The organism is Ruegeria sp. YTSA072, from assembly GCF_059610285.1.
This window is the reverse complement of record NZ_JBXWNI010000002.1, coordinates 61610-82578: the sequence shown is the minus strand read 5'-3', so window position 1 is coordinate 82578 and position 20969 is coordinate 61610. Positions and strand designations below refer to the sequence as shown.

23 protein-coding genes and 3 tRNA genes are annotated in these 20969 nt (G+C 56.4%); 11 read left to right on the top strand and 15 right to left on the bottom strand.

Features of this window, described 5'->3' with window-relative positions:
* The first annotated feature begins 56 nt into the window (after positions 1–56).
* The 3 genes from AC2FIB_RS04610 (at position 57) to AC2FIB_RS04600 (ending at position 3030) form a co-directional block, all read left to right on the top strand.
* Entirely contained in the window at positions 57–578 is a 522-nt protein-coding gene (locus AC2FIB_RS04610; RefSeq protein ID WP_496734116.1) for a DUF2478 domain-containing protein, read from the top strand.
* An 86-nt stretch (positions 579–664) separates the two neighbouring features.
* Positions 665–1912 (top strand): D-arabinono-1,4-lactone oxidase, encoded by a 1248-nt coding sequence (locus AC2FIB_RS04605; protein ID WP_496734118.1) that lies wholly within the window; start codon positions 665–667, stop codon positions 1910–1912.
* Positions 1909–3030 carry an alanine racemase gene (locus tag AC2FIB_RS04600; protein WP_496734119.1) on the top strand — a complete coding sequence of 374 codons (1122 nt, stop codon included), beginning with the start codon at positions 1909–1911 and terminating at the stop codon, positions 3028–3030. The genes AC2FIB_RS04605 and AC2FIB_RS04600 overlap by 4 nt, the downstream gene beginning before the upstream one ends.
* A 7-nt stretch (positions 3031–3037) precedes the next feature.
* On the opposite strand, the gene AC2FIB_RS04595 is transcribed toward AC2FIB_RS04600, so the two are convergent.
* Positions 3038–4519 (bottom strand): hypothetical protein, encoded by a 1482-nt coding sequence (locus AC2FIB_RS04595; RefSeq protein WP_496734121.1) that lies wholly within the window; start codon positions 4517–4519, stop codon positions 3038–3040.
* A gap of 227 nt (positions 4520–4746) precedes the next feature.
* Positions 4747–4830, bottom strand: a tRNA-Tyr gene (locus AC2FIB_RS04590).
* Between the two features lie 116 nt (positions 4831–4946).
* Between AC2FIB_RS04590 and rlmB the strand changes: the two genes are divergently transcribed.
* The 4 genes from rlmB (at position 4947) to AC2FIB_RS04570 (ending at position 7241) form a co-directional block, all read left to right on the top strand.
* Positions 4947–5720, top strand: a complete 774-nt coding sequence (gene rlmB, locus AC2FIB_RS04585; RefSeq protein ID WP_496734122.1) for a 23S rRNA (guanosine(2251)-2'-O)-methyltransferase RlmB — start codon at positions 4947–4949, stop codon at positions 5718–5720.
* On the top strand, positions 5701–6015 hold the full coding sequence (locus tag AC2FIB_RS04580) for a hypothetical protein (protein ID WP_200833257.1): 315 nt from the start codon (positions 5701–5703) through the stop codon (positions 6013–6015). Before rlmB ends, AC2FIB_RS04580 begins: the two co-directional genes overlap by 20 nt.
* Before the next feature lie 104 nt (positions 6016–6119).
* Positions 6120–6572: a YHS domain-containing (seleno)protein gene (locus AC2FIB_RS04575; RefSeq protein WP_199913474.1), complete on the top strand. Its 453-nt coding sequence runs from the start codon at positions 6120–6122 to the stop codon at positions 6570–6572.
* 198 nt (positions 6573–6770) lie between these two features.
* Positions 6771–7241 (top strand): CoA-binding protein, encoded by a 471-nt coding sequence (locus AC2FIB_RS04570; protein ID WP_496734125.1) that lies wholly within the window; start codon positions 6771–6773, stop codon positions 7239–7241.
* A gap of 3 nt (positions 7242–7244) precedes the next feature.
* Here AC2FIB_RS04570 and AC2FIB_RS04565 read toward each other — a convergent pair whose 3' ends face one another.
* The 4 genes from AC2FIB_RS04565 to AC2FIB_RS04550 all read right to left on the bottom strand — a co-directional run bounded on the left by AC2FIB_RS04565 (position 7245) and on the right by AC2FIB_RS04550 (position 11132).
* Positions 7245–7820, bottom strand: coding sequence for a hypothetical protein (locus tag AC2FIB_RS04565; protein WP_496841780.1), 576 nt, complete (start codon positions 7818–7820; stop codon positions 7245–7247).
* Between the two features lie 72 nt (positions 7821–7892).
* On the bottom strand, positions 7893–8210 hold the full coding sequence (locus AC2FIB_RS04560) for a phosphoribosyl-ATP diphosphatase (RefSeq protein ID WP_496734128.1): 318 nt from the start codon (positions 8208–8210) through the stop codon (positions 7893–7895).
* Positions 8207–8968, bottom strand: a complete 762-nt coding sequence (gene hisF, locus AC2FIB_RS04555) for an imidazole glycerol phosphate synthase subunit HisF (RefSeq protein ID WP_496734130.1) — start codon at positions 8966–8968, stop codon at positions 8207–8209. Before hisF ends, AC2FIB_RS04560 begins: the two co-directional genes overlap by 4 nt.
* A gap of 115 nt (positions 8969–9083) precedes the next feature.
* A complete protein-coding gene (locus AC2FIB_RS04550; protein ID WP_496734132.1) occupies positions 9084–11132 on the bottom strand; it encodes a spermidine synthase in 2049 nt (682 codons plus the stop codon).
* A 417-nt stretch (positions 11133–11549) separates the two neighbouring features.
* On the opposite strand from AC2FIB_RS04550, the gene AC2FIB_RS04545 reads away from it, so the two are divergent.
* Positions 11550–11996 carry a DUF302 domain-containing protein gene (locus tag AC2FIB_RS04545; protein ID WP_496734133.1) on the top strand — a complete coding sequence of 149 codons (447 nt, stop codon included), beginning with the start codon at positions 11550–11552 and terminating at the stop codon, positions 11994–11996.
* Here the strand turns inward: AC2FIB_RS04545 and hisA are convergent, their stop codons facing one another.
* Positions 11997–12716 carry a 1-(5-phosphoribosyl)-5-[(5-phosphoribosylamino)methylideneamino]imidazole-4-carboxamide isomerase gene (hisA, locus tag AC2FIB_RS04540; RefSeq protein WP_282151630.1) on the bottom strand — a complete coding sequence of 240 codons (720 nt, stop codon included), beginning with the start codon at positions 12714–12716 and terminating at the stop codon, positions 11997–11999.
* A 134-nt stretch (positions 12717–12850) separates the two neighbouring features.
* Between hisA and AC2FIB_RS04535 the strand changes: the two genes are divergently transcribed.
* Positions 12851–13252: a DUF2147 domain-containing protein gene (locus tag AC2FIB_RS04535; protein ID WP_058274317.1), complete on the top strand. Its 402-nt coding sequence runs from the start codon at positions 12851–12853 to the stop codon at positions 13250–13252.
* A 4-nt stretch (positions 13253–13256) separates the two neighbouring features.
* Here AC2FIB_RS04535 and hisH read toward each other — a convergent pair whose 3' ends face one another.
* Positions 13257–13895: an imidazole glycerol phosphate synthase subunit HisH gene (hisH, locus tag AC2FIB_RS04530; RefSeq protein WP_282151629.1), complete on the bottom strand. Its 639-nt coding sequence runs from the start codon at positions 13893–13895 to the stop codon at positions 13257–13259.
* Positions 13896–14483, bottom strand: coding sequence for an imidazoleglycerol-phosphate dehydratase HisB (gene hisB, locus AC2FIB_RS04525; RefSeq protein ID WP_282151628.1), 588 nt, complete (start codon positions 14481–14483; stop codon positions 13896–13898).
* Between the two features lie 153 nt (positions 14484–14636).
* On the opposite strand from hisB, the gene AC2FIB_RS04520 reads away from it, so the two are divergent.
* Positions 14637–14876, top strand: a complete 240-nt coding sequence (locus tag AC2FIB_RS04520) for an Lrp/AsnC family transcriptional regulator (protein ID WP_058274459.1) — start codon at positions 14637–14639, stop codon at positions 14874–14876.
* Between the two features lies 1 nt (position 14877).
* On the opposite strand, the gene AC2FIB_RS04515 is transcribed toward AC2FIB_RS04520, so the two are convergent.
* From AC2FIB_RS04515 to AC2FIB_RS04500, 4 genes are all read right to left on the bottom strand, one after another.
* A complete protein-coding gene (locus tag AC2FIB_RS04515; protein WP_496734135.1) occupies positions 14878–15480 on the bottom strand; it encodes a hypothetical protein in 603 nt (200 codons plus the stop codon).
* A 55-nt stretch (positions 15481–15535) separates the two neighbouring features.
* Complete coding sequence (locus AC2FIB_RS04510; protein ID WP_496734136.1) at positions 15536–16432, bottom strand: GNAT family N-acetyltransferase; 897 nt, start codon at positions 16430–16432, stop codon at positions 15536–15538.
* 55 nt (positions 16433–16487) lie between these two features.
* Positions 16488–16562 (bottom strand) — tRNA-Gly (locus AC2FIB_RS04505).
* Between the two features lie 35 nt (positions 16563–16597).
* Positions 16598–16672: transfer RNA gene (locus tag AC2FIB_RS04500), tRNA-Gly, on the bottom strand.
* Between the two features lie 149 nt (positions 16673–16821).
* On the opposite strand from AC2FIB_RS04500, the gene AC2FIB_RS04495 reads away from it, so the two are divergent.
* Complete coding sequence (locus AC2FIB_RS04495; RefSeq protein WP_496734138.1) at positions 16822–16974, top strand: hypothetical protein; 153 nt, start codon at positions 16822–16824, stop codon at positions 16972–16974.
* A 15-nt stretch (positions 16975–16989) separates the two neighbouring features.
* On the opposite strand, the gene AC2FIB_RS04490 is transcribed toward AC2FIB_RS04495, so the two are convergent.
* Both AC2FIB_RS04490 and AC2FIB_RS04485 read right to left on the bottom strand, forming a co-directional pair.
* Positions 16990–17373, bottom strand: coding sequence for an MAPEG family protein (locus AC2FIB_RS04490; RefSeq protein WP_496734140.1), 384 nt, complete (start codon positions 17371–17373; stop codon positions 16990–16992).
* Between the two features lie 76 nt (positions 17374–17449).
* On the bottom strand, positions 17450–20887 hold the full coding sequence (locus AC2FIB_RS04485; protein ID WP_496734141.1) for a pyruvate carboxylase: 3438 nt from the start codon (positions 20885–20887) through the stop codon (positions 17450–17452).
* Positions 20888–20969: the final 82 nt, after the last annotated feature.

Genomic DNA, 20969 nt, shown 5'->3' with positions numbered 1-20969 from the left:
CGCAGGACCTTGCGTGCTATCTGGAACGTTACAAATCTGTACTAAGGGGTCCTTGGATGCATCTGGCCTATGTTACTACCACCGACCGCGGCGCAACCGACCGCCTGTTAAGTGCGGTTGCCGAACACCTGCTCGCCAAAGGCGCGAGCCTTGCGGGTGTGGTTCAAACCAACACCGAATGCGCGGATAGCAGCAAATGTGACATGGATGTTCGGGTTCTGCCCGAGGGAGAGACCATTCGCATCTCGCAATCCCTTGGCGAGCAGTCGCGCGGTTGCCGTTTGGATCCTGCTGCGTTGGAACAGGCCGTAGGATATGTGACGTCTTCGCTGGCCGATGCGCCCCAATTGCTGATCATCAACAAATTCGGCAAGCACGAGGCTGACGGGCGCGGATTCCGCCCGGTGATCGCCGAAGCACTGGCGCAGGATGTTCCCGTCCTTGTCGGTGTGAATGGTCTGAACAAGGAAAAATTCGACGCGTTCACAGGTGGTGCTGCTGAACAGATCGAACCTGATTCTGAAAGCATCATTGCATGGTTCGACCGAGTCACTGCGCAACGTGAGGCCGCGGCCTGACAAAGCTCCCGTTGGGTAAGCTTTTGTTTTCCTGACTTGTTTCGTGACGCATGTGCTGCAATCCTTTCTCTCGGAGGAGACAATACATGTGGACCAACTGGGCCGGAAACCAGCGCACGGATACGCCAATAGCGCGCCCGACGTCGATTGCTGAACTGCAAAATGAGATCGCGCGACCCCAAAGCCTGCGGGTCTTGGGCGCGGGGCATTCCTTTACGCCAATCGTAGCCGGTGGTGACCGGATCGTGGACTTGTCTGATCTGGATCTGCCAACGCTTGGCGATGCTCGGCAGGACCGGGTGTGGGTCAACGCCAATGCGCGGTTGCGGGATCTGTCACCGGCGCTGGCGGACAAAGGACTGGCATTTCGAAACCTTGGGGACATCAACACCCAATCGCTGGCGGGTGCGGCGTCGACTGCGACGCATGGGACCGGGCGGGACTTGCCGTGCCTTGCGGCAGAAATCACTGCAGCCCGGATGATCGGAGCAAGTGGAGATATTCTGACCACGGATGATATCCCGCTTGAGATGGTACAGGTCAGTTTGGGGATGCTAGGCGTTCTGACCGAAGCGCAGATTTCGGTCGTGCCAAAGTACAACTTACGTCGTCAGGTTCAGCTTGCCTCGGTCGAGGAAAGTCTGGCCACGATGCACCAGAATTGGACGGAGAACCGGAATTTCGAATTCTTCTGCATCCCGTTTACCGGAAAAACTGTCGAGCTACGTCACGCCATCATCGATGCCCCCGAAAGCAAGGCACCGCGCGATTTGGATATGATCGCTGTAAAAGTACTGAAACTTGCACGCAGCGCGGGGCGGATCAGCGAGGGTTTGCGCAGTGCGATGCTCAAGCTACTGACGCTTGCGCAGTCGGACGAGGATTATGTCGGCGAAAGCTGGCGGGTTTTGTGTAGCGACCGGCATATTCGTTTCAAGGAAATGGAATACCATCTGCCGCCAGATGTGGCTGGGGATGTTCTGCAAGAGGTTCTGACGCGCCTGCATCGCGACCATAAGGATATCTACTTTCCGATCGAGGTGCGCCAGACCGCTGGTGACACGGCCTGTCTGTCTCCGTTTCAGGGCGGGCCACGCATATCAGTCGCCATTCACACAGACGCGGCCGAGGACCATAAACGGTATTTCGAAGCTATTGAGCCGCTATTTGTCGAAGCAGGGGGCCGCCCTCATTGGGGCAAGATGCACAATTTGACTTACAAAGACCTAGCCGTAATGTATCCGGATTTTGACCAGTTTTGTGCGTTCCGCGAACAGCTCGATCCACAGGGTAAATTTCTGACGGCCTCGCTTGCTCGGTTGTTTCGACCATGAACGCAGCAGCCCTGAAAGCTCTGTCAAATGCTCTGCGATCACACGGGGTCGACAAGCCCGTCGTCGTAGTGGACTTAGACCTGTTGGACGCCAATTGTGTTGTCGCGAACAGGGTTGCTGACGCTGGGCTGGCCCGCAGGCTGGTCGCCAAGTCTCTGCCCTGTCTTCCTTTGTTGGATTTCATTCGCGAGCGCATCTCGACCTCTGGCCTGATGACGTTTTCCGAACCGATGTTGCAGGCGCTTTTGACGGCCGAGCCCGATACGGACCATCTGATCGGGAAGCCCTTGCCTGTCAGTACGGCTGCAAGGCTTCTGACCACCAATCACGACGCGGCAAGGCGCGTTCAATGGTTGATCGACACACCAGCTCGGCTTGGGGAATATCTGGCGTTGGCTTCAGATCGTCAGACGTCACTGCGTTTGTCTTTGGAACTGGATATCGGCCTGCATCGTGGCGGGCTAAATTCTCAGAATGTCGCGGAACTTGCCCAGCAGATTGCGGCGCACCCATACGGGCAGCTTGCCGGGGTCATGGGGTACGAGGCGCATTTGGCGAAACTGCCCGGTATTCTGCGCAACCGCGCGGTTCGGGCCAGTGCAGATGCGTTCAACACAGCCGTCGCCGCTTTGCCGCGTGACGAGGATGAACTGTGCCTAAACACAGGCGGCAGCCTGACCTTTCAATCCTACCTTGCCGAGGGGTCCGCGAATGAGGTCGCATTCGGCTCGGTCCTGGTAAAGCCCGGCGATTTTGACCACGCCACGACGCAGGCGTTTGACCCAGCCGCGTTCATCGCGACACCGGTTCTGAAAGTAATGCAGGGAAACGCATTGCCGGGTCTGGAGTTCTTGCCGCGACAAAAAACGGATATTGCGATCTATGGCGGCCACTTCCTTGCCCAGCCGGTTTTCCCAGCAGCGTTTGGCTACTCAGCGGTCTTTGGCCGTTCAAGCAATCAGGAAGTGTGGACAGGCCCACGTTCGGCAGATGTATCGCCGGGCGACATCGCACTGCTGCGCCCTGATCAAAGCGAGGCTGTGCTGAATCAGTTCTGCACCATTCTGGCCGTCCGAGGCGGGCAGGTGGTTAGTGAATGGCCATGCCTGCCTAACTAGGCGTCGGTTAATCTGCAAACAGGGCTTCGGCGGCGCGGCGCGCCTCGGGGTCGCGCTTGATTTCTTGGTTGTAAGGAAGCTCGGCCAGTTCGGGCACCGACTGACGCAAGATCGCCGCGTTCAAATCTCCGTTCCTGCGCAGGGCAGGAGTAATGCTCATACTGCGTGAGATTAGATATCTGTCATTGAACGGATTGAGCGTAAAGTGACGCGGCATCCCGTTCAGCCCGGCACCCATTGTGTTTGGAAGGATGTTCTCAAGAAATGATAGGTCAAACGCGTAGCAGTGCGTTTCCGGTGGCAGTGTGTCAAGCCAAGTCATCACCTCACGTTGCCAATAGACAGCGGGTGGAATGCCATCAGGCGCTCTTAAGCGCAGGCGCCGCACCAGATGTGGAAATCGAAACGCATCCTGCCCTTTCCACTGATTTGCACGGTTCATGTCCATGACATTTCCACGCATCGAAATCTCGGCATCAGGCAGGAATTCGTGTGCCGCCAGTTCACGATACCCCATAGTCGACGTATGTCCGCCCGTACGTAGCCCGAACAGCTTTTCCTCGAGGCTCAGTTCATCCGACGGGCCATGTTCTTCAGCCAGCTTCATGCCATCAATCCGTTCGGGCTCAAAACCAAGCTTCTGTCCAATTTTCTGGGCAAGCAGACAATCCAGCGATGACAGATAGTTAATCCGGTGCGTATAAAACGCACTGACATGTTCAAGGTGCTCCTTGGCCGACGCGACCAGTGCCCGGCTGTCATACCCACCTGTAATCGGAATGGCGGCCCGAAAGGATCCCGCAAGCGCACCAACTGTCGCCCCGAGACGCGTCACTATTTCTGATGCAACAGTGTCAATATCTACATCTGCGGTAAACGGTGCGTCCGACCGGGGCCAATGGCGGTATTGCTGATACCGGTCAAGGGTAAGAGCGTGATTTGGCCGCGCCAGCCGCAAATCGCGATCACCAGTGATGCCCAGTGAAAAGTTGGTTGCCCCAGACATGACGTCCTCGACCCGGATATACCGACCTGGTTCAATGGATCGGTCCAGCGCCATGAAAGGTGATGAGCCAATAAGGCCGGTCTTTGGATCATAGAAACAGGACAATTCCAGGGTAGGATCGAAGTACAGCCTTTGCTCGCGTCCAAGCCTGCTGAATATGACAAAGCGCCCGGCCAGGTTTTCAAGCCAGTTTTCCAGATCGCGCCAAGTCGGACGGGCACCAAGATCGACCTGTATATCGTCTGCTATGACCTTTCCGGTGTCGACCGCGATCCCCAGAATCAACAGCTGTAGGCTGGCGTTGGCGCAATCGGGTTGTGCAACGTTTAGCTGAGGACTGTGATGAATTTTGAACGGGGCGAACTCAACTGTATTCCAACCTTCGGGCGCTGCTACACTGTCCGATCTGACCGCGTATTGATGGGGGAAAACATCATCGAACGGAATGCCAATATCCTGCGCTTCACGTATTGCCTGTAGCATTTATTCTCCACATCGGATTGATCCGCAAAGCCCTGACTTCGCTGGGTATCCGGCTGTTCGTTGTTTGCGATCAGATTAACCTGAGGTGATTTGCACTTCCAGTGACAAGACCGTTGATCCGTTGCGTAGCGTTCTGCCAATGTCAACAATTTGCAACAGAGCCTCGCAATCGAAGGCCAGTGCAAACGAAAATGCTTGGATCGAGGGATCTGTATGTGATTGGAAAGTGGTGGGCGACCCTGGAATCGAACCAGGCGTGCGTCTCCGCGAGGGAGTTACAGTCCCCTGCCACACCTTGCGGCCTGTCGCCCACTGTCAGGCGTTGCACCTGACGTGGAGGCGTGATTACTAGCGCCTTGAAGAAGCGTCAACAGGAAAATTTGGCTTTGACGCAGGAAACCGAATTCCCGGCCCGGAGGCCCAAGAAATGAAGAAACCCAAGTGGGTCGTTGAAAAGGAACAGGCGCGCAAAGCTGCGGCGTCTGAAACCGTTTGGCTGTTCGGTTTGCATGCCGTTCGGGATGCTTTGATGAACCCGAACCGGCAGAAACTGAAACTGATTGTGACGCGGAACGCACGGGATAAACTGGCAGAAGCGATTGAATTTGCAGGGATTGAGGCCGAAATGGTCGATCCGCGAAAATTCACCGCGCCCATTGATCCCGGTTCAGTCCATCAGGGGGCTGCACTTGAGGTCAAGCCGCTGGATTGGGGCGGGTTGGCCGAAAACTGCATCGGGCGTGAACATCCGAGAGTCATTTTGTTGGACCGCGTGACTGACCCGCACAATGTCGGGGCGATTCTTCGCTCGGCCGAAGTGCTTGGGGCCAGCGCCGTGATCGGTACGCGGCACCACTCGGCCCCGGAAACAGGAGCGCTGGCCAAAACCGCCAGCGGCGCGTTGGAGCGTCAGCCATATCTGCGCGTGCGCAACTTGGCCGATGCGATCGTCGAATTGAAAAATATGGGATTCTTGGTGCTGGGCCTAGATGGCGAGGCGGAGGACACGATCGAAATCGCGCTGGGCGGCAAACTGGATCAACCTGTCGCGTTGGTGCTGGGGGCCGAAGGGCCGGGTCTGAGGCAAAAGACCAAAGAAACTGTCAATCAACTGGTGAAAATCGACGCAGCCGGTGGGTTTGGTTCTCTCAACGTCTCAAATGCTGCCGCAATTGCCTTATATGCTTCAAGGCATCGATAGACAGGAGAGAGCCATTACCAGCCCGACCAAAATCGCTACTTGCTGCTACTGCGGAACGCGCGCTGCGTTGGTTCTGAAAGGGAAGCAACGCCACGAACTCAGCTGCTCTAGCTGTGGGGCCCCTTTGCATGACCTCAAGATGGTTCCCAAGCGCAAGCTGAGCAATGACAAGCCAAAGCGCGACAGCTACAAAACCGCTACCGCATACAAGTCCAAAAAGAAAAAGAAGAAAAAGGGGATTTTTGCGCGCGTCATTGATGAAGCATGGGATGTGGTCGAGGATATCTTTGACTGACGCGGGATAAAGCGACACGAGCGTTCACAACCGCGTTAATAGGGGTGTTTCGCGCGACAAAAGATTGCATTTTGATACCCTGAATTTGTAATCCTGAGCATGTGATGCCAATCAAACGTTTCATACTTGGCGCGATAGCCGCCGTTGCCCTTCTTCCTGCCGCTCATGCACAGGACATGCCTGTTTTCTATGAGGCGGACGGTGCCGTCATGGCCGGCTACGACCCGGTCTCCTATTTTCTTGAGGAAACGCCGGTCCGGGGATTGCCAGAATATTCTGTGATCTGGAAAGGGGCCGAGTGGCATTTCGCCTCGGCCGAGAATCGCGATCTGTTTGAAAGCAATCCTCGCGCCTTTTCCCCTCAGTTCGGGGGCTACTGCGCCTATGCCATGGCGCAAGGTATCTTAAAAAGCACCGATCCGATGCTTTGGGACATGGTGGAGGGCCGGCTGTACCTGACCCACTCGCCTGAGATTGAGCAGCTCTGGCGCGGAGATCGTGCAGAGTACATTCACATGGCCGAGGAAAACTGGCCTGTGGTGCTGTATCAAGACTAGGCGAAGTCTCGCTTTCTTCGATCTGTCATCAAAAAAATGCGACGCCCCTCTTTTTTTCTCTGAACTTATGCCTAAATGTCACAGTGACCGCGGAACGGAACTGCCGCGGGTCATTTCACTGTCCCTCGTTCCAACAACTGGCGCTCAGGTTTGACCTGAGCGCTTTTTTCTTTGCTGCGCCAAGTCTAGGGTGCCCGCATGCCGAATTACCCAGACCCATTCCTGAAAGACATCCTGCGTCGCACCAAGGTGATTGCTGTCGTGGGCGTTTCGATGAACCCGGTACGGCCCAGCTATTATGTCGCGCGGTATCTTTCACTTAAGGGATACACGGTGATTCCGGTGAACCCAGGTCATGCCGGGAAAGTACTTTTCGGGCAGACCGTTCGCGCGTCATTGTCCGAGATTACTCAGCCGGTCGATATGGTTGACATCTTTCGCCGTTCCGAAGCTGTTCCGTCAATAGTCGATGAAGCACTGTCTTCTTTTCCCGACCTACGCACGATCTGGATGCAGATCGGCGTTGAACACCCCGAAGCCGCAGCCAAAGCACAGGCGCGCGGCGTGGATGTGGTGATGAATCGCTGCCCTAAAATCGAATATCAGCGCCTGTTTGGTGAGCTGCGCATGGGTGGATTCGCGACCGGAGTGATTTCTTCCAGACTGTGAAGGTTAGCCGCCGACATACGGCAGCAATTCCCCGTATTGTTCCTGGCGGCGCTTTTCCAGAACAACGCTGCGCGGCACCCACTCATACTTGGTGTCTTCCACCAAGGGCGACCAGAACAGAACACCGCCGTACCGCCATGGGTCCAGCACCACGCCGTCATACATCGTCTCACCCTTGCGGCTGATGATGGCCGTGCTGTGGTCGATTCTGAACTGATTGTCCGCATTTGCTATCGCGCGGTGCAATTCCAAGGTCTGGAAGTTCTCTTGCTTCAGTCGACGTTCGATATCCTCGGCCCAATGCCAACACAGCCCACGCGGGCGTAGACCCTTGTTGACCTTGGCATTGTGGATCAGCGGCGGGTCAGTAATTTCGTATTCCTGAACCAACTGCGCGGTATAGGAATAGGCGATGCTGGCTGCGCGGTCGGCTTCTTCGGGGTCGATGTCGGGACCAAGGTTGCGGATTTCCGTTGCCAGTCTTTGAACTTCATCACCGGTCGTGCGCGGTGGCGCCGAACACGCGGTAATCATCACAAGCGAAAGCAAAGCCATTACACTGGCCAGAGCCCTGGTCATTCCCGCGTTCCTCGGTCGGTCCCACACTGATCCCTGACTATACAGGGCAGGGCGGCAGGACGGAACCCGCGCTTAGGTCTTTGGGCGAGATGCCTTTTCCGCGATGCCGCTTGTGCCCTGACGGCGGGCCAACTCGGTCAAAACGTCAGCCAGCGCCACGTCCCGCGCGGCCAGCATGACCAACAGGTGATAGAGGACATCCGCAGCCTCGGCGGTCAGCTTGTCTTTGTCGCCTTTGACGGCTTCGATGATGGCCTCAACAGCCTCTTCCCCAAACTTCTCGGCACATTTCTCTGGCCCCTTGGCCAGTAGCTTTGCCGTCCAACTGGAGTCGGGCTCGGCCCCCTTGCGGGTCTCAATTGTCGCGGCCAGTTCGTGCAGGATGCTCATGTCAACCTCACGGGGATACCAGCCGCTGCCATGTGTTCCTTGGCTTCGCGAATGGTGTATTCGCCGAAATGAAAGATCGAGGCGGCCAGCACGGCACTGGCCCCGCCTTCTGTCACACCTTCGACCAGATGATCCAGGTTGCCTACGCCGCCAGAAGCAATCACCGGCACGTCCACAGCGTTCGAGATTGCCCGGGTCAGGGGCAGGTTGAACCCGGCTTTGGTCCCGTCGCGGTCCATCGAGGTCAACAGGATTTCTCCAGCGCCTTTGGCGACAACGGTTTTGGCGAACTCAACCGCGTCGATGCCTGTTGGCTTGCGGCCGCCATGGGTGAAGATCTCCCACTTGCCCGGGCTGGTTGTTTTTGCGTCGATGGCGCAGACAATACACTGGCTGCCGAACTGATCGGCAGCTTCGGCGATGACATCGGGGTTGGCGACTGCGGCCGAATTGAAGCTGACCTTGTCGGCACCCGCCAGCAACAGCGCGCGCACGTCGTCTTTGGTACGAACGCCTCCGCCAACCGTTAGCGGAACAAAGCATTGTTCTGCCGTGCGCTGAACCACATCGAACATGGTGCCACGATTTTCATGGGTGGCATGAATGTCCAGAAAACAGATCTCATCCGCGCCTGCTGCGTCATAGGCTTTGGCCGACTCTACAGGATCGCCCGCGTCACGCAGGCCAACGAAATTGACACCTTTGACAACACGGCCATCGGCGACATCCAGACAGGGAATGATACGGGTTTTCAGCATACCGGCGTCCTTTGTTGGCGCACCTGTATCGGCAAAACCCCGCCTTTTCCAGTACCGTTAGGGCGCGTTGCGGAAAATGGCGGGGTCAATCATTGGCTAAGATCTTGCGCCGGTTCTATTGCTTGTTGTCCTTTAGCAATTTGAGCGCAGACAGAAGATTGGCCTTGTCGTCCGTCCACGGCTCACCTCCATCCGAAACCTCGGGCTGCCATTTTCCGTTCTGGACAAAACTGTCGATCCTGGCTTGTTCTGGACTAACGATCACAACGTGCGATTTATGTGCGCCATATTCGTCACCGTCCGGTTCGACCTGATGAAACTGGTGCGCTATGTGAAGACCAAGCTTGTTCGCAATCCGCGCAAGTGGACCGACCAGATCGTAGTAGCGGTTGGTGATGTGGAAGACCAAAACCCCATCGTCAGCCAGTCGCTCTGTGTACATTTGTACAGCTTCTTCTGTGGTCAGATGCAAAGGGATGGCGTCAGAGCTATATGCGTCCAGAACAAGAATATCGAATGTATAATCTGTCTGAGCCAGAACGATGCGCGCGTCACCCAGATGCGTTGGCGAGTTCGGCGCGCATTCTGAGATATAGGTGAAAAGGGATGCGTCGCGCGCGACCTTATCCACCATGGCGTCGATCTCAAAGAATGCCCATTCCTGCGATGGTAGCTTGTAGCAGGACAGAGCACCGACTCCGAGGCCGACAATACCGATGCTGTCGGCTTGGCGCCCGAATTCAGACGTTATAACCTGAGCCATTGGTCCTTTGGGATAGTAATAGGACTTCGGCGTAGGTTTTTTTCCAAATTCCGATTCCAACTGCAAACCATGCAGAGTGGTACCGTTTTGATAAATTCTGAGGTCTGCCCCCGAAAAAACTTTATGCGTTCCAAAAAAGCTTCGATCCTGAAGCAGCGCGCCCTTTTGCGGCCAAAGAACCGGCAACATAAGTGCTGCGATAATAGCAATGATACGTGCAGGTTGATTGCGGAAAAGGATCAGTGCGGTCAACAGCATCGCGGTTGCGACAACCGCGCGCAAAGCGCCCTGTCCAAGTGGATCTATTCCATCGATCATACCGAAGGAAAAAAGGATCGGGTAGCTGACGGTCAGACCAAATGCCAGGTTCCTGGGGGTAACAGCGCCTTTTCCGATCAAGAGCAATCCAGCAGCCAAAATAAATGTAAGGTGCGCCTCGACTTCCTGGGCAAACACCAACGGGGCGAGAATGGAATTGAACAATCCGCCGAATGCACCGCCCACTGACAAGGCGATGTAAAACACTGTTAATTGCTCTGCCGCAGGTCTCATTTCGTATAGCAATCTGTGTGCATAGAGGGCGATTACAAACAGAACGGGGACGTACAGCAAAAACACGATGGGAGTTCTATGATGGTCTATAAGATTTGACAAAAGGACTACACCAGTCACCAGCGCCAAAATCATTGGAATGTGCAGGAATTTGACACTTAACCATTTCAATTTCGCAAAGGCGAAAATGAAGGTCAGAATGTAAGTAGCCAGAGGTATAACCCAGATCAGCGGGATTGAGCCTAGATCCGTGCTGGCTTTCGTGGTGAAAGAAAGCATCAGAGAAGAAGGTACAAAGGCGATCACAACCCAGATTGCAATCTGTTTCAGCTTTGGTGTGCTACTCGCGATACTCGTAGCGATTGGGGCATTGACGTTGCTAGATCCGCGCAGCGCAATAAGGCCACTTATCGCCATTAACCCACCGAAGATGACAAACCCGATGGACCAAATATTACTGGTCGCACTGGCACCCAGAAGGGGGTCTGCCAGCAAAGGAAAAGCCAAAAGAGCCAGCAGGGAACCGACGTTACTTGCGCTGTATAGGAAATAGGGGTCGTCTGCCGAAGGCCCACCGGACCGTGAATACCACGCCTGAAGCAATGGCGCATTCGCGGAAAGAACCGCAAATGGCAGGCCGACACCCAGGGCAAACAACTTAAGGGTTTGCAGCGCGGTCGAGCTGGATGCGTCATAACTCCAGCCGTCGCTTATTGAGAGGGGCAGGTATGTCAGTGCAGCCGCCCAAAGTGCCAGGTGAGTCACAAGCTGCCAGCGCAAGGGGATCCATTTCGTCAACACATGGGCGTAAATGTAGCCAACGATCAGAACCACCTGAAAGAACAGCATAGCGGTCGTCCAAACCGCAGGAGCGCCACCAATTTGCGGCAAGACCAGCTTGGCAAACAGGGGCTGAACAAAAAACAATAGAGAAGCGCTGACAAAAACTGTGGTGCAAAAGCTGAATATGATCGCAATTCTGAACCAAGAATTGTTCGAATACTCTGTGCTCGCAATACTCACGGTGGGAATCCCTGCTCGAGTTCTTTTTCGAACTGCTACAGGCGAAATAAGACCAAGTTTGGGCTAAGCTTGGTAAAATATCTGTCAGAATGGGTTATTGTTCTCAAATGCGGGACGGTCTGCGCAGGTTGCTCAGCTGTGAGATTCGGGTGCGCGGCAAGGCTTCGCCGATGCCGGAGATGTGATTGCAAGTTCGCGAAAAGCTGAGACAATTTGGATGAAATTTACAGAAGGAAACCCGATATGCGAAATCTGATACTGGCAACAATTTTGACTTTTGGAGGGGCGATGTCTGCCATGGCTGACGACATCATCAAGGTAAACACGAACAAATCGGTGCAAGAGGCGATGGACGCGCTGGAAGCTGCCGTTGGCAATGCGGGCGCGACCATCTTTGCACGCGTCGATCATGCAGCTGGTGCGGAAAAGGTCGGTCTGACCATCCCCGCCAATCAGGTTCTGATCTTTGGCAACCCGGCACTGGGTACACCCGCGATGCAGATTGATCCACGTGCCGGGCTTTTCCTGCCGCTCAAAGTGCAGGCATACGAAGACGAGACCGGGCAGGTCTGGCTGGCCTATGAGGACCCGAAAGAGACGATGGATGAGCTCGACGAAGTCGAGAAATCACCTGTCATCGAAAAGATGCGCGGTGCGCTTGCAAAGCTGACTTCGGTTGCGGCCGAGTGATCAGCTTAAGGCGCGAATGGCCTCGGAAAGGTCAATCGCGCCATCATAAAGCGCCCGGCCCGAGATCGCGCCGTCCAATGCCACGCCACAATCACGCAGGGCGATCAGATCATCCAGCGAACTGACCCCACCCGAGGCGATGACCGGGATTGACACCGCGCGGGCCAAATCTGCCGTTGCCCGGATGTTCGGCCCCTGCATCGCTCCGTCGCGATTAATGTCGGTATAGATGATGGCCGCAACGCCTGCGTCCTCGAAACTGCGGGCCAGATCGGTGACCTTCACGTTGGTCTCTTCGGCCCAGCCCTTAGTGGCCACCATGCCGTCGCGCGCATCGATGCCAACAGCAACTTTGCCCGGAAATTCCTTGGCAGCTTCACGCACCAGATCGGGGTTTTCGACCGCCACGGTGCCCAGAATCACGCGCGCCAGACCTTTGTCGATCCATGTCTCAATCGTGGACATGTCGCGAATGCCACCGCCCAACTGCGCGGGCACGTTGCATTCTCTCAGGATCGCTTCAACCGGGGCGGCGTTGACCGGCTCACCCGCGAAAGCGCCGTTCAGATCGACGAGGTGAAGCCATTCACAGCCTGCCTCGACAAAAGCACGGGCCTGTGCCGCCGGGTTTTCGTTGAACACCGTTGCCTTATCCATTTCACCACGCAGCAGGCGTACGGCCTGTCCGTCTTTGAGGTCGATGGCGGGGTAGAGGATCATGTCAGGCGGCCCTATATCTGATTTGTTCGCGCGGGATATCGCACATGCGGGGCAGGGGATGCAACGCGACGCCAAGTCAATCTTGCCGGAATTGCCCAGCCGGGCCAGACTGAGCAGAAATAAGGGAGGAAATCATGAAAACATTCACACTTGCAGCCGGGTTTGCGGTATTGGCCAGCGCTGCTTTTGCAGCCGATCCGGTTGACGGTCTTTGGAAGACTCAGCCCGGGGATACCGGTGGGTATCTACACGTTTCGATTTCGGAATGCGGCAGCGCGATTTGTGGCACCATCGACACCGCCTTTGACAAAGACGGTAATGAGCAGCTGGCGTATGAAAACCTCGGCAAGCAGATCATCTGGGATATGGTGCCCGATGGCGGCGGCAGCTATAGCGGCGGCAAGATCTGGGCCCCGGACCGGGACAAGACCTACAGCTCGAAAATGACGCTGGACAGCCAGAACAAGCTGACCGTCAAAGGCTGTGCTGTAGGCGGTCTCGTGTGTCGCGGGCAGGACTGGACGCGGGTTCAGTAACCGCTCAGGGCGTCCAGGTCAGGAAGTTCCCGATCATCCGCAGGCCCACATCCTGACTTTTCTCAGGGTGAAACTGCATCCCAACCATTGTGTCGCGGCCGATCACGGCCGTGACCTCCTGCCCATAATCCACAAAGGCCAGACGCTGCGCCGGATCGGTGACACGGAAATGGTAGGAGTGCACGAAATAGGTGTGATCGCCTGATTGCACCCCGGCAAAGACCGGGTGCTCGTTTTCCAGAACCAGATCGTTCCAGCCCATATGCGGTACTTTCAGCGCACTATCTGACGGCTCGATCCGCACCACATCACCTGCAATCCAGCCAAGACCGTCGGTCTCGCGATATTCGTGACCCTTGGAGGCCATCAATTGCATGCCGACGCAGATGCCCAGAAAGGGGCGGCCTTTCTGTTCGACGGCCTCGACCATCGCGTCGTAGATGCCTTTGTGCCCGCGTAGCTCATTCGCGCAGGCGGGAAAAGCGCCGTCACCGGGTAGAACCAGCCGGTCCGCGCGGGCAACCACCTCCGCGTCCGAGGTTACGACAACTTCACCCGCGTCCATCTCGCGCGCCATGCGCTGAAACGCCTTTTCGGCCGAGTGCAGATTGCCACTTTCGTAGTCGATAATGGCCGTCAGCATCTACAACGCGCCCTTCGTGGACGGAATCGCGTCCGCCTTGCGCGGATCGGTTTCGACCGCCAAACGCAACGCACGCGCGACGGCCTTAAACGCGGCCTCGGCGATGTGGTGGCTGTTGAAGCCGTGCAATTGGTCAATATGCAACGTGATGCCGCCATGGGTGCTGAGCGCCTGAAAGAACTCGCGCACCAATTCGGTGTCAAAGTTGCCGATCTTGGGTGTCGGCAGGTCCACGTTCCAGATCAGAAATGGACGCGCGGACAGGTCCAGAGCGCAGCGTACTTGCGCGTCATCCATGGGCAGGTGGCACTCGCCGTAACGACGGATGCCCTTCTTGTCGCCCAACGCCTGCGTCAGCGCCTGACCCAGCGCGATGCCGGTATCCTCAACCGTGTGGTGGTCGTCGATGTGGTAATCACCCTTGGCGCGGATCGTCATGTCGATCAGCGAATGGCGCGCAAGTTGGTCCAGCATGTGATCGAAGAACCCAACACCGGTTTGGTTGTCATAGGTGCCGGTTCCGTCAAGATTGACCTCGACCGAAATCTCGGTCTCGGCGGTTTGACGGCTGATCTTTGCGCTGCGCATGGGCGAATTCCTTTTGCTACAGGCGCGCTTATAGACGGGGATTGGTCGGCTTATCCAGACCAAGCGTTGCTTTCACTGCAATCTGTTGCAGGGGATTGCGCCCGGTGACGTGCCATGCCAGCCTGCCGGAAACTCAATCAACAGGTCCAAAACATGTCCACCTGCGTTTTCATTCAAATCCGCTGCACACCCGGCACCACCTATAAGGTCGCCGAAGAGATCGCGCTACGCGAGATTCACTCCGAGCTTTACTCGACCAGCGGCGAATATGACCTGCTGCTCAAGCTCTACATCCCTGAAACCGACGATGTCGGTCATTTCATCAATGAAAACCTGCTTGTGATCCCGAATATTGAGCGGTCTTTGACCACCATGACCTTCAAGGCGTTCTGAGTCAGGCTGAAGCGTCGGACACGGAACCTTGTGGCGCGGCACATGCCAAAATCGCGCCATTGCGCGCCTGCTGATCAGTTGTTCCTGCCCGGAGCAACTGATGCACACCGAACAATACCATCAGCGGAATGCCAAGCGAGACCAGATAGTTTTCTCCGGCCAATTGCGACCAAACCACCCCGAAAGCGCAGACAATCAGCAAAACGGCAGAGTGCGTGTTTTTCTGTTTTGTCTCGTTGGTCTGATAGTTCAGGAATCCGTTCGTTCTGAACAAGGTTAAAACGACACCCGTTAAGAATACACTCATAAGAACGAGGGTCGCGATATTCCCGGTCAAAATCGTCGCCGTGTCGCGATAGCCAAGCAAGATCAGGCATTCGATCAGTGGCGTGATCGCCACCATGAAGAGATTGATACCAAGTAAAATGGGCTGTGGACGCAGCGTTTTCCTGACATAGGTAACGCAAACCGAGGCGGCCAGAACCGTGCCGATCCACCCGGCCAATCGCATATCATCCGTGGCCCGAAACAAAAGCATGAAAACCACACCCGGCAGATTCTCAAACATCTCAAGCAGCAATCGCTTTTGGGTATCGCTGGGCATTCTATAGATTTCCTTTTTGTAAATGCGCTTTTGGAATGTCGAGTGTGGGGTAAATTTACCCCAGTTCGAATGTTGTGATGCCGTAAATCCGGTCCAGATCAATATTTGGTGCGTGGCTGGAATACATGCGACCTGTTTCGAAGACTTTGGTCAAACCCAACTGTTGCGCCATTGCCATAGCATGCGCGTTGGGGTTGGGCATGTCGATGAAGACCTCCGCATCCATCTGATCGGCGGGAAGTGTCGTCAGCAGCGATACCAAAAGGGCTTGTGCGATCTCAGGGCGATCCGCAAAAAGGGGGCCAACTTTGTACCCACTCAGACACCGGCGCAGCGTTGCATAGCCCTTGATCTGACCGTCTTCCTCAAACACGCGAGAGATATGACTAGGTGCGTTCAGCCAGCCATGCAGAAACGTGTCGCGCGGGGCAGGGAACAAGCCCCGGTCATACGATTTCAGCTCATCCGTCAGGGCGCTGAGGGGTGTGATCTGATCATGAAGGGAGCGGCCCAACTGGTCTAGAATTTCACCAACCGTACCCGAAAAACGATAATTGTCATAGGCCAGCTCGAACCCGAATTTTCGATAATTGTCCTGCTGTTCGACGACCCCGTCCATGCCCATGTTCCGGTGCTGGCAATGCGCCTTTACCGCCTCGGCAACCTGCAGCCCATATCCCGATCCGCGATACTCGGGTTGCACGATATAAAAGCCTAAAAACGAGTAGTTATTGTCATAATTCACAGCAGAGGCCGATGCGATCATCTGCCCATCCAGGAACCCGCCCTTAAACCCTTCGGGGTCGGAACCGCGAAAGCAGACCGCGTCGTGTAACCCCGGGTTCCAGCCTTCCCGACCAGCCCAATCGACGGCCGTTTGAACTTCGTCTTCAGTCAAAGCGCGAATAACGTATTCTGGCATCAGCGCACCTCTGTTGTGATTGCGTGCCATTCGAGAATGCCGCAACATCAGACAAAGAACCAGCATGTTCAGAGAGGTTTGTATCTGGAGCGGGCGAGGCGATTCGAACGCCCGACCCTAACCTTGGCAAGGTTATGCTCTACCCCTGAGCTACGCCCGCATCAGATACATATTTTCGACCTTTCGGTCTCTCAATGGAGCGGGCGAGGCGATTCGAACGCCCGACCCTAACCTTGGCAAGGTTATGCTCTACCCCTGAGCTACGCCCGCGCCGTTGAGTGAGGAGGGGTGTATTAATTCCCACGCAGGGCTTCAAGCGGAAAAAACAAAAAAGAGGAAAATTCTTTGCGACGGAAACGCGCCTCTTAACCGTTCAAGAACCAGAGCATCCAAGAATAAGAACGGTGGAGGTGACGAAAATGACGTATACTAAGGATCGGAAGATGGCGGCCCTGGCGGCGATGATTTTGCTGGCTACAGCGGTGTCTGGCAAAGGCGAGGATCGAATGGGCGATGTCGAATCAATTTTTACGGAATCCCCTCGAATCGAAACGCAAGTTTTGGCGGGGTAATCCCCGCCATCCCGTTCACAGCGCCATCAAAAGGCTGGAAATCGCCGCAACCACAATCACGGCAAAGGTCAGTAACATGCCGATCTGGCGCAGAATCACGATCTGCGGTTTGCGGCCGAACCCATAGGCATGCAGCACGCGCCCGGCCAGAATGCCAAGGCCCAACAAATTGACCAGCCAGCCACCGGCGCCCTGCAGCTCGACCATGGCGATCAGCAACAGGGCAAACGGTGCATATTCGGCAAAGTTGGAATGCGTGCGCATCACTTTGAGCATGTCGGTGTTGCCACCATCGCCGTAAGAAATCTTGTCGCCGCGGCGCTGCAGGATGACCCGCACACTGAGCGCGACATAGAGAAGTGCCAGCAATGCGGCATAGACTGGGGTGATGGACAGCATGGTCTGCTCCTTTCAGGATCAAAAAAGGGCCGCCCGGTTCCCCGAACGGCCCTTGTTCCCGAAAAGGTTAGGTCGTTTATTCCAGTTCGACCAGTAGGTCCTTTGCGTCAATCTGGCTGCCCGGCTGAACGTGCACGGCCTTGACCGTCGCATCGCGCTCGGCGTGGATGCCGGTTTCCATCTTCATCGCTTCGATGGTCAGCAGCATGTCGCCTTCCTTGACCTCCTGGCCCGCGGTCACGGCAACGGTGGCCACCACGCCGGGCATCGGCGCGCCGATGTGGTTGGGGTTGCCTGCCTCGGCCTTAGGGCGAGACTGCGTGGTTGAGGTCACCAGACGGTTTGGAACCCGGATCACGCGCGGTTGGCCGTTGAGCTCAAAGAACACTTTGACCTCGCCCTTTTCATCGGTCTCACCGATGGCCTGACAGCGGATTTCCAGCGTTTTGCCGGGGTCGATCTCGGCGGTGATCTCTTCGCCCGGTTCCATGCCATAGAAGAAGGTGCGCGTGGGAAGTGTGCGTACAGGTCCGTAAGCCCGGTGACGCCCCATGTAGTCAAGGAACACCTTGGGATACATGAGATAGCCGTTCAGATCCTCATCATCGACTTCTTTGCCCTCAAGCTGTTTGGACAGGTCGGCACGGGTCGCCTCCAAGTCGACTGCTGGGACGTCTTTGCCGGGGCGATCGGTGTTGGGGGCTTCATCCTTGAGCACCTTCTTGACGATGGTGTCGGGGAAACCGCCCGGAGGTTGACCCAGATTGCCGCGCATCATGTCGACCACCGAGTCGGGGAAGGCCACATCCGTATTCGGGTCTTCGACCTGTTCACGGGTCATGTTCTGGCTGACCATCATCAGCGCCATGTCACCGACCACCTTGGATGACGGTGTCACCTTCACGATGTCACCGAACATCCGGTTCACGTCAGCATACATCTGAGCGACCTCGTGCCAACGTTCTTCCAGCCCCAGCGAACGCGCCTGCGCCTTGAGGTTGGTGAACTGTCCGCCGGGCATCTCGTGCAAGTAAACCTCAGAAGCCGGAGCCTGCAGACTGGATTCGAAGGCTGCGTACTGGCCGCGAACCGCTTCGAAATAGTCGCTGATCTCACGGATGGCCTTGATGTCCAACCCGGTGTCGCGCTCGGTATGGCGCAGTGCTTCGACCACGGTGCCCAGCGTCGCCTGCGATGTGTTGCCACTAAAGCTGTCCATCGCGCAATCCACCGCGTCCACACCTGCCTCGGATGCGGCCAGGATGGTCGCGCTGGCGATGCCGGCTGTGTCGTGTGTGTGGAAGTGGATCGGTAGCCCCACCTCCTCCTTCAGTGCACGGATCAAGATGCGCGCCGAGGCTGGTTTCAATAGCCCCGCCATGTCCTTGAGGCCAAGTATATGAGCACCCGCATCGCGCAGTTCTTTCGCCATGCCGACATAGTATTTCAGGTCATACTTGGCGCGATCCGGGTCCAGAATGTCACCGGTGTAACAGACGGTGCCCTCACAGATTTTACCGTTCTCAACCACGGCGTCCATCGCGACGCGCATATTCTCAACCCAGTTCAACGAGTCGAACACACGGAACACATCGATGTTCTGCGATGCCTGACGTACGAACTCTTGCACAACGTTGTCAGGGTAATTGGTGTAGCCGACCCCGTTCGCACCGCGCAACAGCATCTGGGTCATCAGGTTCGGCATCGCTTCGCGGAGGTCGCGCAGACGCTGCCAAGGGCATTCTTGCAGGAACCGATAGGCCACGTCGAAAGTTGCACCGCCCCAGCATTCGACCGAGAACAACTGCGGCAGGTTAGCTGCATAGGTTGGCGCGACCTTGATCATGTCGATCGACCGCATCCGGGTCGCCAGCAAAGACTGGTGGCCGTCGCGCATGGTGGTGTCGGTAATCAGAAGCTGGCGCTGCGCCTTCATCCAATCAGCAACGGCTTGCGGGCCTTTTTGTTCCAGCAGGTTGCGTGCGCCCATCTGCGGTTCGGACTTCGGTGCCGGGGGCTTTGCGTCTTTCAGATCGGCGCGTGGTTCGGGGCGGTCTTTGGTTTCGGGATGGCCGTTCACCGTAATGTCGGCGATATAGGTCAAAACCTTGGTGCCCCGGTCGCGGCGGCGCTTGAATGAGAACAAGTCCGGCGTCGTGTCGATGAATTTGGTCGTATACTCGTTCGACAGGAAAGTCGGGTGCTTCAGCAGGTTGATGACAAAGTCGATATTGGTGCTGACGCCGCGAATGCGGAACTCGCGCAGGGCGCGGTCCATCCGGGCAATCGCAGCCTCGGGTGTCGGCGCCTTGGCGGTCACTTTGGTCAACAGCGAGTCGTAATAGCGCGTGATCACACCCCCCGCATAAGCGGTGCCGCCATCCAGACGGATGCCCATTCCGGTGGCCGAGCGATAGGCGGTGATACGACCGTAGTCGGGAATGAAGTTGTTTTGCGGGTCCTCGGTGGTGATCCGGGTTTGCAGCGCGTGGCCGGTCAGGTGCACATCCGACTGGCTGTTTGCGCCGGTGGCCTCGGCCAGAGTTTTGCCTTCGGCAATCAGGATTTGCGCCTGAACGATGTCGATACCGGTGACTTCTTCGGTGACGGTGTGTTCCACCTGAACACGTGGGTTAACTTCGATGAAGTAGAACTTGCCGGTTTCCATATCCATAAGGAATTCAACAGTGCCGGCGCATTCATAATTCACATGGGCGCAAATCTTGCGACCCAGTTCGCAGATCTCGGCACGCTGCTCTTCGGACAGATATGGGGCGGGGGCGCGCTCGACCACCTTCTGGTTCCGTCTCTGGACCGAGCAGTCGCGTTCATACAGGTGATAGATCTCACCATGCTTGTCGCCCAGAATCTGCACCTCGACATGGCGGGCGCGGATGATCATCTTTTCCAGATAACCCTCGCCATTGCCGAACGCGGCCTCGGCCTCGCGACGGCCTTCCAGAACCATCTCTTCCAGTTCATCCTCGGACAGGATCGGGCGCATACCGCGCCCGCCACCGCCCCACGACGCCTTGAGCATCAGGGGATAACCGATTTCTTTTGCCTCGGCCCGGATCGCATCCATGTCATCGCCCAGAACCTCAGTCGCCGGAATCACAGGCACACCCGCCGCGACGGCCACGCGGCGCGCGCTGGCCTTGTCACCCAAGGCACGCATGGTTTCCGCCTTCGGGCCGATAAAGGTGATGCCGTTCTGCACGCAGGCATCGACAAAGTCCGGGTTCTCGGACAGCAGGCCATAGCCGGGATGGATCGCATCTGCCCCACATTCTTTAGCGACGCGGATGATCTCATCGATGCTCAGGTAGGCCGCAACAGGCCCCATCCCTTCGCCAATGCGATAGGCTTCGTCCGCTTTGAACCGATGCAAGCCCAGCTTGTCCTCTTCGGCAAAGACGGCAACGGTGCGTTTGCCCATCTCATTGGCGGCGCGCATAACGCGAATGGCAATCTCGCCTCGGTTGGCGATCAGGATCTTGGTGAATTCAGTCATGTCGAGTCCCGGTCCTACTTGTTTGGCCGTGTTGATAGGCGGACAATACGCGCACGTATATCAGTCGTTCTGGGTAGAACCG